This window comes from Acinetobacter gandensis, from assembly GCF_001678755.1.
In the GTDB taxonomy this organism is placed as follows: Bacteria; Pseudomonadota; Gammaproteobacteria; order Pseudomonadales; family Moraxellaceae; genus Acinetobacter; species Acinetobacter gandensis.
The window spans coordinates 19,977-33,109 of the sequence record NZ_LZDS01000012.1 but is presented as its reverse complement, the minus strand read 5'-3'; the positions used below and the strand labels follow the sequence as shown (position 1 = coordinate 33,109).

Here is a 13,133-nt window from a genome sequence, read left to right as displayed (position 1 = left end):
TTAAACCCATTAAAACTTAAAAAAGCACCTTCGGGTGCTTTTTTATTTAGTTTGTAGCGTTTGTTACTCGGATTTTTTTAGTTTGCTTTGTAAAATGGGACTACACAAAATAATCGCTATTAAGATAAAAGCAAAACCGACTAAGCTATATAGATCAGGAACTTCTTGCCACATCAAATATCCCCAAATACCTGCAAAAATGATGGCGACATAATTCACAGGGCCAATTTGACCTGCAGGTGCTAATTTGTAGGCATTGGACATCACAATTTGGCTGATATTGGCAAGTAGACCGGCACCGATTAAAAAGGCCAGTTCCTTTAAAGTATATGGTCGCCACAGCCAAAACATGGGAATCATTGAAATGAGTGTACCGAAAAAGCAAAAATAAAAGACGATACGTTCGGGTGGCTCGGTTGCAGTGAGGGCTCGTACAGTGACAAACGCCATCGCAGCAAGGAAGCTGGCAGTAAGGCCGATCAAAGACAATTGGTTAAACATTCCTGCATCTGGTTTGGCGACGAATAGCACGCCAAATAAGCCAACGATGGCGGCCAACAGCATAGATGCTGTCATTTTTTCTTTTAAAAATAGCCAAGCAATCAATGGAATGAAGATGGGAGAGGAATAGGTAAAGACCATGGCATTTGATAGTTTTAGATTTGCAATGGCGTAGAAAAATCCATACATGGCAATCAAGCCGACGACAGAGCGCCAAGTATGCATCCAGAGTTTTTCAGTTTTAAAAAATACTGTACCTTTACCTAGAATAAAAGGCAGAAAAATAAATAATCCGACCACATTACGAAAGAAAACAATGCTGGCATTGTCCACGGTATGTGACGCATAGCGAATGCAAACACCCATTAAAGAAAACAGCAATGCAGAAAGCATGAGTAAGCCAATGGCTTTGGGAATGTTGGGTGTACTGGAGATGTAAGACATAAAAATAAGGCCAGAATATCTGTTGGTATTCTAGCCCATATAGTGCGAATTATACTGCTGCATTATTTAGCTTGTTGAGCTAACTGCGCTTCAAGTAATTTGATTTGTTCTTCTTTGAGTTTGATTAACTCATCAGCATCATTATGTTGTTGCTTTAATGTTGTTTCTTGATCATTTAACTGAGATTGAATGTCATCCAGTTTGGCAATTTCTTCTTTCGCCAAGGAAGCATTCTCTGGAACAGGAAGTTCAGTGATATTTTCTTCTACCAGTTTAACCATTTCAGTTTCAGCTAATGGTGCTGAGGCTTCTGACATAGATTCAATTGGCGTAGCCACAGCCGGTTTTGCAGGCTTAGTAACCATCTCTTCTTCATGAACATTATTTTGTTCAGTATTGCTGCTGAACCATTGATATGCAAAAAATACTGCAATCAGAATGGTTAAGCCCCCAATGATTCCAACTAACAATTTTGGATTATGTCTTTGATCTTCTGTCATTGTTTGACCTTAATTTTTATTTAGGCTGACGTGGCTTAAATTGGATCACACCGATATCGTCTGGCACGGCGGGTTGTTCAGGTTGATCGACATGAGTCGGTCGATTTTCACTGTAACCACAATCAATGCATTCAATCCACTCGTCTTCACCAGAGGTGAGCATGACAACCCGGTCCATCGCCTGGCATTTTGGACATTTAGCGCCTGCAATGAAACGTCGTTTAATGGTCATCATACTTACCTTGAATCTAACTAAGGTCGTTAGTTTAAGCGTTTTTAGATGCGTTAGTCCAACCTTGATGACGAAGCAAAGCATCTATTTTTGGCTCGCGTCCGCGGAAATTGATAAATGCATCAAGTGCTGTATCTTTTCCGCCAACTGCTAGAATAAATTGTCTAAAAGACTTGCCAGTCGCAGTGTTAAAAATTCCTTCTTTTTCGAAGCGATCGAAGGCATCACTGGCCAAAACTTCTGCCCATTTGTATGAATAATAACCAGCTGCATAGCCGCCTGCGAAAATATGACTGAAGCCATGTTGGAAACGGTTGTAACTAACAGTTGGTACAACAGCATATTTTTGACGAATTTCGTCTAAGGTCGATTGGATACCAGATGCATCTAAAGCAGGGTTTGCTTTATGGATGTTTAAGTCGAACATGGCAAATTCAATTTGACGTAAGGTTTGCATACCTGATTGGAAGAAACGAGCATCTTGTAGAGCTTTAAGTAACTCAGCAGGTAATGTTTGTTTTGATTCGATATGTTCGCTGAGTAGATCTAAACTTTCTTGATCCCACGTCCAAAACTCCATGAACTGACTAGGTAATTCCACCGCATCCCATGCCACGCCATGTGTGCCTGCCACAGCAATATTATCCACTTCAGTCAGCATGTGATGTAAACCATGTCCAAACTCGTGGAATAGAGTGGTGACTTCATCATGGGTTAATAGTGCAGGTTGGTCACCTACAGGTGGGGTAAAGTTACACACCATATAGCAAATTGGCTTTTGTAAGCCTTTCTCAGTTTGCATACGAGAACGGAAACCACTCATCCACGCACCGCCACGTTTGCCACTTCGCGCATACAGGTCAAAGTAGAAACCACCAATCACTTGGCCTTGATCTTCAAGTTCAAAGTAATGAGCATCCGTATGCCATACTGGCGCTTCACGTTGAATAATTTCAATGCCGTATAGACGGTTGACGATACTGAACAAACCTTGAATGATTTTAGGTGCAGGGAAATAGGGTTTGAGATCTTCTTGAGACAGATTGAATTGTTGGACCTTGAGCTTTTCAGAATAATAGGTTGCATCCCAAGGTTGCAGCTCTGTTATGCCGTCCTGTGCAGCGATGGCTTTGAGTTCAGCAATTTCTTTTTCCGCTGGTGCACGTGCGTGTTCTGCTAGTTCAATGAGGAACTGATCGACCGTTTCGACATTGGGCGCCATTTTGCTGGCCAATGAAAGTTCGGCGTAGTTATTAAAACCTAATAACGTCGCCATTTCCTGACGTAGTTGCAGAATTTCTTCCATTACTTGTGTGTTATCAAATTGAGTTTGCTCAGATTGATCAGACGCACGAGTGGTATATGCTTTATACAATGCTTCGCGGACGTCACGATCTTCCGCATAGGTCATAATTGCGATGTATGAAGGAAAATCTAATGTTGCGACAGCTTGGTGTAATTCGCGTTGCTGACCATACTGTTTGAGTAATTCAATGCTGCCTTGAGGTAAACCTTTTAACTGAGCTTCTGTTAAAGGCTTAAAGTAGGCTTGGGTTGCATCCAAAACATGGTTGGAGAAGTCTGATGATAGCTGTGACAAACGTGCTGAAATCTCAGCATAACGCTTTTTGGCTTCGCCTTCTAAAGCCACACCTGAAAGTTTGAAATCACGGAGTGCTAATTTAATCGCACTTTGCTGTGCTGCAGGGAAGGTATCAAATAAACCATTATCATGCGCATGTTGATAGGTTTGATATAAAGCAGTGTGTTGACCTAGTTGAGTGTAGTACTCACTTAGGCCTGGTAATAAGGACTGATACAGTTCACGGGTTTCAGCATTGTTCATCACGGCATTTAAGTGTGACAACACGCCCCAAGCTTCGCTCATATTATTTTCTAGGCGATCAACTTGTTCTAAGGTATTCAGTTGTTGCTGAATCGAATCAGGGACTTCTGTTAATTCATTGAGAAATTGCTGACCTTGTTGAATGGCGCTTTGAATTTTTTCTTTCAGCTGTTCCAATGTGATTTGGTCAAATTGTGGAACAGGTAATGTTGCCTTTTCTAAAGTCATGTTGATGTCTACATTAATCTCTTGTGTTAACTATAGAAGTAAGGCTTCAAGCTAAGGAAATCAAGGCTCAGTCCTTTTTAATTGGTTTTTTCTAGCTATTTTGGAATATGGGGATTTTATAAAGATAAAAAAGAGCGCCGAAGCGCTCTTTATTTCTAAACCTTAATCCGCAGATGATTTTGCATTGGATTTTTTCTTTTTCGGTTTAGATTTTTTCTTCACTTTATCTTTAGCCTTTGTTTCAGACTTTGCTGCAGATTTTTTAGCAGGTTTTTTGCCGAAAGAACTGGGCTTCGATTTGCTTTTTTTGCGTCGTATGGGCTGTTCTCCATCTTCGCTGGCCGTAGTTTTACGCTCACCAAAAACTTCTTCTTTCGCTGTAGCTTTGGCAACGCGGGGCGCACGTGCACGAATAGCGCGACCACCGTGGCTCAGTTGCTGAATTAACTCAAAATCAATTTTACGTTCTTCGAGATTTACCCCCGCAACTTTAATTTTGACTTCATCTCCTAAACTAAAGGCTTGACCACGTGCTTGACCGACAAGACTTTGACTGGCTTGGTCATAAACAAAGAAGTCATCACCCAATTGGCTAACATGAATCATGCCATCGACGTACAAATCTTTGAGGGTCACGAATAGGCCAAATTCAGCTGTTGCACTGATGGTACCAACAAACTCTTCACCCAAATGCTGCTGCATATAATGGCATTTTAACCATGTAGTCACAGAGCGAGAGGCTTCATCAGCACGGCGTTCAGTCGCAGAGAAATGCTCACCCGCATCATCTAAAGCAGCACCTGAAATAGGATATGGTTTTTTCTTCAATTGTGCTTTAATCGCACGATGAAGTAATAAGTCAGGATAACGACGAATTGGTGATGTGAAGTGAGTATAAGCCTCATATGCTAAACCAAAGTGTCCTGAATTATTGGCACCATAATATGCCTGCATCATGGAGCGTAATAAAACGGCATGAATGCTCGGGGCATCAATACGGTCTTTGGTTGCTTCAATTACGGCTTGATAATCTGCTTGCGTTGGTTGTTCAGGGAACGGTAAGCCCAGCAATTTAACAAAGTCACGAACCTTTTGAATACGTGAAAACTCTGGTGGCTCATGTACACGGTAAAGCATCGGAATTTCATTTTTCAATGCATATTCAGCTGCGGCAACGTTTGCCAGTAACATGCACTCTTCAATTAGCTTATGTGCATCATTACGTGTACGCGGTAGGATTTCTTTAATACCACCCAGCTCATCAAAGGTCATATACGTTTCAACGGTTTCAAATTCCATGGCATGACGTTCAGCACGTAAGCCTTTGAGGACTTGATAGAGTTGGAATAAAGTATTGACTGATTTACGTACATCACGGTCTTCTGGAATGGCTTGACTGTTGCCATCGAAGTATTCCGCAACTTGGGTATAGGTCAGACGTGCTTTGGAATGCATCACACCCGGATAGAATTCAAATTTCGTCACACGACCGGCACGTGATAAATTCAAATCACAAACCATACATAAGCGGTCCAGGTTTGGATTCAGCGAACATAAACCGTTGGAAAGTGCTTCTGGTAACATCGGTAAAACGAAGTGAGGGAAGTACACCGAAGTACCACGCTCCTGCGCTTCATCATCCAATGGTTTACCTAGACGAACATAGTGACTCACATCGGCAATCGCAACCACCACACGATAACCGCCACCCGGACGTTTTTCAGCATATACCGCATCATCAAAGTCACGGGCATCTTCACCATCAATGGTGACTAAAGCTAAATCACGTAAATCGACACGACCTTGACGATCTTGTTCTGATGGTTCTTTAAAGCTATCGGCTTCTTTTTGAACTTCATCAGGGAATTCGTAAGGCAGACCATATTCCAAAATGGTTTGTGGAATGATGATTTCAGTATCTGCTTTGTCCGCCATAGACTGAATAATGTGGCCTGTCGCAAATTCTTCTTTGGTTGGGTAGTCGTCAATTTCGACACGCACTGAATCGCCTAATTTTACTTTGGCATGTTCAATTAATTCTTTTTCGAGGGTAATCGGTTGGTGTGCATTTGGATTGGCAGGTTGAATAAAATATTCACCCTCATATTCCGACACTTTACCAATAATTTGTTTAACACGATGTTGCAATACTTCAGTAATAAAGCCCCACGCTTTACCTTTACGGTCAACTGAAGTTTGACGTACTTTAACACGGTCGCCATTAAATACTTGGCGTAGCTCACGCTCTGGTAATAATAAGTCGTCAGAACCGCTGACACTTGCAGTTCCCATACCTTTAGAATTGATATAAACCGTTGCTTCATGAGTCGGTTGCTCAGCTGCAAGCTGGAACTTAAATCCATCTTTCATCAACTGACCATCACGAACCATCGCAATCAGACGATGACTTAATGCATCAATACTTTTTTGATCAGCAATTGCAAAGTGCTCCACAAAATCAGCATGAGATAGGGGAGTATTCAGTTGTTCAATCGTCTCTTGAATTAAAGTACGACTCGGAATTGGATTTTCATAACGTTCGGCTTCAGCTTTCGCTTCGGGGTCGACCCAGTTTTTCATAATGTATTTGACTTCAAATTAGAAGATTAGGATTAGCATAAGACATGCTGCGCGATACTGCACGTAATTGATTGCAATAAAGTGTTTTCAAAACATATTTTACGATGTTTAAGCATGAAAAGCCGTAGAGATGGACGGAATATCGACTTTTATCAGAAGGATTTATTCAAATCGTTTAAAAAGTATCTAATTGAACAAAAAAATGAAAAAAATATAAAGACGGAGCTTGCAGTCCCCCCTCGATCTTTGTATTATGGCCGCACGTTACGGTGAGATGGGTGAGTGGCTGAAACCACATCCCTGCTAAGGATGCATACGGGCAACTGTATCGAGGGTTCGAATCCCTCTCTCACCGCCACGATTTACTTATGTCGCGCTCATAGCTCAGCTGGATAGAGCACTTGGCTACGAACTAAGGGGTCGGGAGTTCGAATCTCTCTGAGCGCACCAATAAGTAAGTTTAAAGTAACGTAAGCCGTTAAAGGCACACAAGTTTAGCGCTCATAGCTCAGCTGGATAGAGCACTTGGCTACGAACTAAGGGGTCGGGAGTTCGAATCTCTCTGAGCGCACCAACTTGAACAAATTACCGCACATGTTGCGGTTTTTTTGTGCCTGAAATTTGAGTTACATCAAATATTTAACAATGCCATGATTGTCTGTGCAAGTCAGTGGATAGAGCGAAAGCCATCAAGTGCAATGAGTGCATAGCCAATGCGTATTGGTTTTAGGTTGGTAAATGATCGGTCAATATGATGAACAAAATTTACAGCACCAAATAGAAAAGTACCACATAGAAAATAGTACATAAAAATTTACCCCAATAAAATCAATGCCTGAGTTTTGCAGCAGTGATTAAATTCGCTGCTTTGGTTTTGTTATTTAATGATTGAATGTTAGGTGTTGAGTGTTTAAGTTGGATCTGTGATGCTGGTCTTTAAAGACCAGTGTTTTGTGATGGTCTTATTATTTTTCTGTGTAATCATTCAAAAGGGTAGAACGTTGTCATATAAAATAAGCATAGCTCGACTACATTTGCTTAATTTTTAATACTTCAAAGCTATTAATGTTTAATATCTAGGCAGTTGTATCAATTTTATTAAAATAGCACTTAACAAATAATAATAATCACGTATAATGAGCCACATCAAGACGTCGCGCTCATAGCTCAGCTGGATAGAGCACTTGGCTACGAACTAAGGGGTCGGGAGTTCGAATCTCTCTGAGCGCACCAACTTGATCAAGTTAGAAAAAACCGCACATGTTGCGGTTTTTTTGTGTCTGAAATATAGCTAAAACCGATTATATAATTTCACATCATTCAGTTGATTTCACTAGCTGAGTTTTTCTTTAACTTTCAATGCAAAAACCGTATTTCCACCCAAAGCTGGAAGCATATCGTGATAAGGCAGACTGCGCATTGCACGTAGTAAAAACGGTGCTTTATCATCAATTTTCATGGCGCTGGTCAGTTGTAATAAAGAACCTTGCTGTTGTGGATGAATTTGCATTGAACCTCGGACAAACTGTAGATCACCCCCTGTCGCGGTATATTGGTTTTGCAACAAATCTGGATAATCAAAACGCATTTTAAAATCGAAGGGGATATTAATTACCCCAAGACCAACTGAAATTTTATAGTCTGCATCAATGGTCTTTGCATTAAGTTTGGTAATCTGCATTTCTTTGACTTGTCTTGGAAAAAGTTTTTGAAATGCAGGTGCAGCTATCCAGTGCTGTAGCTTAGATGGATTTTGCGAGTAATATTGATAACTGCTACTAAAGCGCATAAGTTCATAATTTTGCCCGTAGGGAACACGCTGAGCAGGTAGGATAAATGACACTGGTGCTTGAGAGCGTTGACTCAGCTGACTGATTTTTTCAAGTTGGTTACGATTAAGTTGCAGCTTTGGGAGTTGACCAGCGGCAAGTGTTTCACTGCTAAATGCTTTGAAGCGACGCTGTAAGGATTCAAGAAGGAAGCCATTGGTTCCTGCGGGTATTCCCAATTTGGCATCTGGTAAAGCCTTTAAAATTTTACTGAATAAAAATCCTTTTGGCTGGTCGAGATCGCCCCACTGGGTAATGGTAATTAAGGTGTGATTTTTATCCAGTTCAAACCATTCAATTTTCCCTGCACCAAAGGGAACAGGTGCTTCTAAAATTAAACTGGTCAAACTGTTGCCCTGAAGTTGGTGCTGCATCAATACTGATTCTTTAAAATTCAGTACCGGAATCGGGGTTGGGATATGAATTTTATAGCGTACTTGGCTGAGATTACCGTGTTGCTCAACGACTTCAGCGGATTTGAGCGTGGGAAATAAGCCAGCATAATTGCTGTAATTCGACAGCAGTCGCGCGACATTTTTACTGTTAGTTGGAACGACCACCGCAGCGCTTTGGTATTGCCCAATTTTACTTTGACGAGTGCCCATGGTGGGTAAGCGAATGTGTTGGGTTGGATGGGCAAAAATGACGATACGATCTGCGGCCAGATCAGCTAAAGCATGGGCTTGACCCTGAAACAAATCAAGGCTGCTTGGTACATCAGCTTGCCAGTGAATCATGCGTGCCCAACTTGTCGTGCTCATCCAGCACGTACATAGCAGCACAGATATTATTATTTTTTTCATCTGCAATACTTCCTGTATCTGCGTATTTTTTATTGCAGATGTTTTAAAACATTTTTTGCGTGTTTGAAAGTAGTGAAGTGTTACATCCAAAGCTTAAAAAGCATGAAGATCAATAGAAATGTGGTGTAGTATTTAGCCCAAATTAACTTTTCATGTATTTACGCTTATGTCTGAGACTCAACCAGCATTATCACTGCGCTATTTTTTAAATCTTGAAGAATCACAGGATGGTTTTGCATTGGCAACCTTTGGCAAAAAGCAATTTACTCGCTTTTTAACGCCTGCGATTAGTGTCGGGATTATCATTTGGGGTATTTACCTTGGTGTAAATGGTGTTGGTGCTTACTATGTGGGGCTTGGTGCATTTTTCTTGTTATTACAAGGGTTAATGCGCTATTGGTTTTTACCGATGATGTTTAAACGTCAGTTTGTAAAATATCAATTAGGCAAAAGTGAGCAAGGTATTGATTTATTTCAAGACTATGCGGAGATTCATGCCAACGGTCGTAAAAATGTCTTCAATTATGCTGAAGTTGCAACTTTTGCTGAAGGAAAACACACCTATATGATCGAATTAAAAAGCAAGACGGTCATCATTGTGCCTAAAAGTGCTTTTGCTAATCCGGCAGATCAAAGTATCTTTGTGAATACTTTTAAAAAATAAATTTAAACATTTCATCGGAGGGAAGCCCATGTCATCACGTCCATCTAAAATTATTTGTGTGGGTCGTAGTTATGCCGATCATGCCAAAGAGTTAGGCAATGCTATTCCAGATCGTCCGGTATTGTTTATTAAGCCACCGAGTGCACTCATTTCTTTAGAGGACGGCATTGCTTGGAACGCAGAGTGGGGCAACTGTCATTATGAATGCGAATTAAGTTTACGTATTGACCGCCCTTTGAAGGCTGAAACTGATCCTGCAAAAGCATTAGAAGCGGTAGGTGCAGTGACATTAGGCTTGGATTTAACCTTACGCGACTTACAAGATGATTTGAAGAAAAAAGGTCATCCTTGGGAGCGTGCAAAAGCCTTCGATGGTTCATGTATGCTTGCGGACTGGGTTGATGTAGCAGATGTGGTAACTGATTGGAAAGATGTGCATTACACCTTTGAAATTAACAATGAGCTGCGCCAAAAAGGTAATACCGCATTGCTTATTTTTGATGTGGGTATATTGCTTGCAGATATTAGCCAAGTATTTAGCTTAGAAGCGGGTGATGTGGTCATGACGGGTACACCAGCAGGTGTTGCTGCATTAAATGCAGGTGATCAATTAAGCATGACGCTTAAAGGTAAAGATCAAGACTACGTGTGGAAAACCTTTGTGAAGTAATCTTCATCGGTGACTTAAATAAAGGGCTGCTTGGTGCAGCCTTTTTTATTTTTGCGGTTGAAACATTGAATCAGTTATTCATGATGAGCTGTTTGATCAACACTTGTATTTGGTAGCTCATTCGGTTGTAGCGGGCCGGAGGCTTTCCATTCGTCATAGCTTTCTGCCATGCGTTTTGAATCGGCATCTCCCAATGCACCTGCTTTGGCATACCATTGCCGTGCCATTTCACCATCACGTACATCATAATGATAATAATGTGCCATTTTCATCGCTGCATCAGCATCTTTTCCTTCATTTGCAGCTTGGCTTAAATAGGTCGTTGCTTGTTGGTCGTTGGCGTATTCTGTTTCACCAAAATAATGCTGATCACCCAAAACTTTAATGGCGAGAAGATTATTTTGTTGAGCAGCTTTTTTAAACCAAAGATTGGCTTGATGCCTGTCTTTGATTAAGCCTTTGCCTGTGTAATACATCCAACCGACCGCATATTGCGCATTGCTATCGCCAGTCTGTTTTGCCGTGGCTAATACCCAATGGGCGAAAAGTGTGTTGCCTTCATTTTGTAAGGCTTGAATTACTTTATTAGCTGCTGCATTGTTGTTATAAGCTTGCCCCATCAGCCAAGCAAAAGCTTGATGATGACCTTGTCGTGCAGCCTTTTCATACCAATGCACACTTTCATCAATATTTAGATCTGTCCCTGTGCCAGAAAAATAAAAATCCGCCACCTTCATTTGCGCAATGGCATCTCCGTTTTGAGCGGTTTTTAAGGCAGCATTAAATTCACGTTGTGCTTTTGAGCTACAACCACTGAGGAGTAATAAGCTACAACAAAGGGCTAAAATATAATTTTTATGATGTATTTTCATTAAGTTGGCTGATTTTTATAAGATAAGTACAGCATAAATGAATGCATTGAAAAGACAATTGCGTAAACTAATTTGAATTTGCAAAAATTATCCACTGAGCCCTGACTTACGAAATTGATCAGGAGTACACAGCATCCATTTTTTGAACATATTAATGAAGGCGGATGCATTGGCATAACCCAGTTCGAGCGCGATACTTTCGACTTTTTGGCCAGAATTCAGCATTGTCATGGCTTTGGTCACTTTAAGTCGTTGACGCCATTCATGTAGAGACATGCCTAATTCTTTTTGGCAGTAGCGTGCAAGGGTACGCTCTGTCATGTTAATGCGTTGGGCCAATTCATCTAAAGTGCTTTGATCGGCAGGATGTTGATGGAGAAAGTCTAAAATTTGTTTTAGCGCAGGATGCTCGGAGTGCGGTAAATAACTACTGACTAAATTGGCTTGATGAAGTTGGTCGAGCAAGACGTGTAATAAGCGCTGATATTCAACCGAATTTTCATCTAGCTCAGGATTGTCATGTAGAACTCTAAGATGGGTAAATAATGCCGTGACTAATGGCGAGCTGAGTAAGATTCCTGCTTGCTTGGGAAGCTGGTGACATAAAGATTCATGAATATATAACGTACCATGGGAAACAGCAGTACGGTTTAAACCGCTATGTTCTAAATTTGGCGGCAACCAAATGCCGTACGGTGGTGGTGTAATATAATCGATGTGGTCAATATTGACCTCCATCACACCATTAAAGGCATAAACGAATTCTCCCCACGCATGCCCATGGACAGGATAGACAGACAAAGCAGGGTCGTTACGAAAGCTCATCCAAAGGGGGGCTTGAATGAGGTCATTGGTTGGCAGTTGCTTCAATGATGCTGTTTCTAAATGAGCTTTATGACGCATGATTAAATTTGCCTGAATAAGAAGATATCTTGTCTGTATTGAAGTATATATTTTATTTCAGACAGCTTTATAGTGTCATCTATCATATTATCGAGTGAATCTTGTGGAACAGCGTAAAGCACTTGATGCGCAAGCATCAGGTCTGATGATTATTTTGTGCATGATTTTAGGAGTGCAGCAGGTGGTACTTAAGTTAGCTGCTGCTGATATTGCACCCATCATGCAAATTGCCATTCGTTCAGGTCTTGCTGCGTTGCTGGTCTTTCCATTAATTCGCTTAAAAGCTGGCACACATTTATATACGCGTGAATATTTAATGCCTGGAATCTGGTTGGCATTTTTATTCTCCGCAGAATTTATTTTAGTGGCTGAGTCACTTCGTTTCACTTCAGCATCACATACAGTGGTTTTACTATATACCGCACCAATTTTTGTTGCCTTGGGTTTACATTGGAAATTACCCGATGAAAAGTTAAGTCCAATTCAATGGGGCGGTATTTTCCTAGCATTTTCAGGTATTGTGCTGTCCTTTATAGGGCGAGAGGGTAATGCCGGTTATAACGCTCAAGCGTTAATAGGCGATGTCATGGCATTGCTTGCGGGTGTAATGTGGGCATTAACAACCATATCGCTACGTTTAAGTAAATTGGCTGATGCACCACCGACTCAGACATTATTTTATCAGTTGGTGGGTGGCTTTGTATTCCTCTTGCCTGTGGCTTGGCTTACAGGTCAAACCACTTTACATTGGACGGCTATCTCGATCAGTAGCATGCTTTTCCATGTGTTTATTATTTCGTTTTTTAGTTTGATGCTATGGTTTTGGCTACTCAGTAAATACCGTGCCAATGGTTTAGGTGTATTTTCTTTTTTAACACCTATTTTTGGTATGGTGTTTGGTATTGTATTTTTAAACGAAACAATTGAACTGAATTTTATAATTGGTACAGCCTTGGTGATGTTAGGTGTGATGACCGTGACCTTGCACCGTTGGCTGGCCAAATTTATTCCGCATACGAAATCTGCGGGTTGGTAGAGTATTTACACATTAATCTATTGAA

12 protein-coding genes and 4 tRNA genes are annotated in these 13,133 nt (G+C 41.0%); 7 read left to right on the top strand and 9 right to left on the bottom strand.

Going from position 1 to position 13,133, the window contains the following annotated elements:
- Positions 1 to 63: 63 nt before the first annotated feature.
- The 5 genes from A9J31_RS05145 to rnr form a co-directional block, all read right to left on the bottom strand.
- On the bottom strand, positions 64 to 945 hold the full coding sequence (locus A9J31_RS05145; protein ID WP_067762889.1) for a DMT family transporter: 882 nt from the start codon (positions 943 to 945) through the stop codon (positions 64 to 66).
- 62 nt (positions 946 to 1,007) lie between these two features.
- Positions 1,008 to 1,445 carry a hypothetical protein gene (locus A9J31_RS05140; protein WP_067762888.1) on the bottom strand — a complete coding sequence of 146 codons (438 nt, stop codon included), beginning with the start codon at positions 1,443 to 1,445 and terminating at the stop codon, positions 1,008 to 1,010.
- Positions 1,446 to 1,461: 16 nt separating this feature from the next.
- On the bottom strand, positions 1,462 to 1,671 hold the full coding sequence (locus A9J31_RS05135; protein ID WP_171256675.1) for a YheV family putative zinc ribbon protein: 210 nt from the start codon (positions 1,669 to 1,671) through the stop codon (positions 1,462 to 1,464).
- A 40-nt stretch (positions 1,672 to 1,711) separates the two neighbouring features.
- The gene (locus A9J31_RS05130; RefSeq protein WP_067762886.1) at positions 1,712 to 3,751 is read right to left on the bottom strand and encodes a M3 family metallopeptidase; all 2,040 of its coding nucleotides are present in this window, start codon (positions 3,749 to 3,751) and stop codon (positions 1,712 to 1,714) included.
- Between the two features lie 162 nt (positions 3,752 to 3,913).
- Positions 3,914 to 6,334 (bottom strand): ribonuclease R, encoded by a 2,421-nt coding sequence (gene rnr / locus A9J31_RS05125; protein WP_213029709.1) that lies wholly within the window; start codon positions 6,332 to 6,334, stop codon positions 3,914 to 3,916.
- A 265-nt stretch (positions 6,335 to 6,599) separates the two neighbouring features.
- On the opposite strand from rnr, the gene A9J31_RS05120 reads away from it, so the two are divergent.
- The 3 genes from A9J31_RS05120 to A9J31_RS05110 all read left to right on the top strand — a co-directional run bounded on the left by A9J31_RS05120 (position 6,600) and on the right by A9J31_RS05110 (position 6,905).
- Positions 6,600 to 6,689 (top strand) — tRNA-Ser (locus tag A9J31_RS05120).
- A 15-nt stretch (positions 6,690 to 6,704) separates the two neighbouring features.
- A tRNA-Arg gene (locus A9J31_RS05115) sits at positions 6,705 to 6,781 on the top strand.
- Positions 6,782 to 6,828: 47 nt separating this feature from the next.
- Positions 6,829 to 6,905 (top strand) — tRNA-Arg (locus A9J31_RS05110).
- 93 nt (positions 6,906 to 6,998) lie between these two features.
- Here the strand turns inward: A9J31_RS05110 and A9J31_RS15560 are convergent.
- A complete protein-coding gene (locus A9J31_RS15560; protein WP_155857599.1) occupies positions 6,999 to 7,139 on the bottom strand; it encodes a hypothetical protein in 141 nt (46 codons plus the stop codon).
- A gap of 348 nt (positions 7,140 to 7,487) precedes the next feature.
- Between A9J31_RS15560 and A9J31_RS05105 the strand changes: the two genes are divergently transcribed.
- Positions 7,488 to 7,564: transfer RNA gene (locus A9J31_RS05105), tRNA-Arg, on the top strand.
- 100 nt (positions 7,565 to 7,664) lie between these two features.
- Here A9J31_RS05105 and A9J31_RS05100 read toward each other — a convergent pair.
- Positions 7,665 to 8,963 carry a hypothetical protein gene (locus A9J31_RS05100; RefSeq protein WP_067762884.1) on the bottom strand — a complete coding sequence of 433 codons (1,299 nt, stop codon included), beginning with the start codon at positions 8,961 to 8,963 and terminating at the stop codon, positions 7,665 to 7,667.
- A 166-nt stretch (positions 8,964 to 9,129) separates the two neighbouring features.
- Here A9J31_RS05100 and A9J31_RS05095 point away from each other — a divergent pair, with 166 nt between their 5' ends.
- Together A9J31_RS05095 and A9J31_RS05090 are read left to right on the top strand one after the other, a co-directional pair.
- Positions 9,130 to 9,627, top strand: coding sequence for a YcxB family protein (locus A9J31_RS05095; protein WP_067762883.1), 498 nt, complete (start codon positions 9,130 to 9,132; stop codon positions 9,625 to 9,627).
- Between the two features lie 28 nt (positions 9,628 to 9,655).
- On the top strand, positions 9,656 to 10,297 hold the full coding sequence (locus A9J31_RS05090) for a fumarylacetoacetate hydrolase family protein (RefSeq protein WP_067762882.1): 642 nt from the start codon (positions 9,656 to 9,658) through the stop codon (positions 10,295 to 10,297).
- Positions 10,298 to 10,371: 74 nt separating this feature from the next.
- Here A9J31_RS05090 and A9J31_RS05085 read toward each other — a convergent pair whose 3' ends face one another.
- Positions 10,372 to 11,169 carry a tetratricopeptide repeat protein gene (locus A9J31_RS05085; RefSeq protein ID WP_067762881.1) on the bottom strand — a complete coding sequence of 266 codons (798 nt, stop codon included), beginning with the start codon at positions 11,167 to 11,169 and terminating at the stop codon, positions 10,372 to 10,374.
- An 87-nt stretch (positions 11,170 to 11,256) separates the two neighbouring features.
- Complete coding sequence (locus tag A9J31_RS05080) at positions 11,257 to 12,072, bottom strand: AraC family transcriptional regulator (protein ID WP_067762880.1); 816 nt, start codon at positions 12,070 to 12,072, stop codon at positions 11,257 to 11,259.
- A gap of 103 nt (positions 12,073 to 12,175) precedes the next feature.
- Here A9J31_RS05080 and A9J31_RS05075 point away from each other — a divergent pair, with 103 nt between their 5' ends.
- Positions 12,176 to 13,108, top strand: a complete 933-nt coding sequence (locus tag A9J31_RS05075) for a DMT family transporter (RefSeq protein ID WP_245668207.1) — start codon at positions 12,176 to 12,178, stop codon at positions 13,106 to 13,108.
- Positions 13,109 to 13,133 lie beyond the last annotated feature (25 nt).

Bases quoted from the DNA above. Each gene is read 5' to 3' on its own strand.
- A9J31_RS05145 (WP_067762889.1), bottom strand. From the start codon at position 945: ATGTCTTACATCTCCAGTACACCCAACATTCCCAAAGCCATTGGCTTA.
- A9J31_RS05140 (WP_067762888.1), bottom strand. From the start codon at position 1,445: ATGACAGAAGATCAAAGACATAATCCAAAATTGTTAGTTGGAATCATT.
- A9J31_RS05130 (WP_067762886.1), bottom strand. From the start codon at position 3,751: ATGACTTTAGAAAAGGCAACATTACCTGTTCCACAATTTGACCAAATC.
- A9J31_RS15560 (WP_155857599.1), bottom strand. From the start codon at position 7,139: ATGTACTATTTTCTATGTGGTACTTTTCTATTTGGTGCTGTAAATTTT.
- A9J31_RS05100 (WP_067762884.1), bottom strand. From the start codon at position 8,963: ATGAAAAAAATAATAATATCTGTGCTGCTATGTACGTGCTGGATGAGC.
- A9J31_RS05095 (WP_067762883.1), top strand. From the start codon at position 9,130: ATGTCTGAGACTCAACCAGCATTATCACTGCGCTATTTTTTAAATCTT.
- A9J31_RS05090 (WP_067762882.1), top strand. From the start codon at position 9,656: ATGTCATCACGTCCATCTAAAATTATTTGTGTGGGTCGTAGTTATGCC.
- A9J31_RS05085 (WP_067762881.1), bottom strand. From the start codon at position 11,169: ATGAAAATACATCATAAAAATTATATTTTAGCCCTTTGTTGTAGCTTA.
- A9J31_RS05080 (WP_067762880.1), bottom strand. From the start codon at position 12,072: ATGCGTCATAAAGCTCATTTAGAAACAGCATCATTGAAGCAACTGCCA.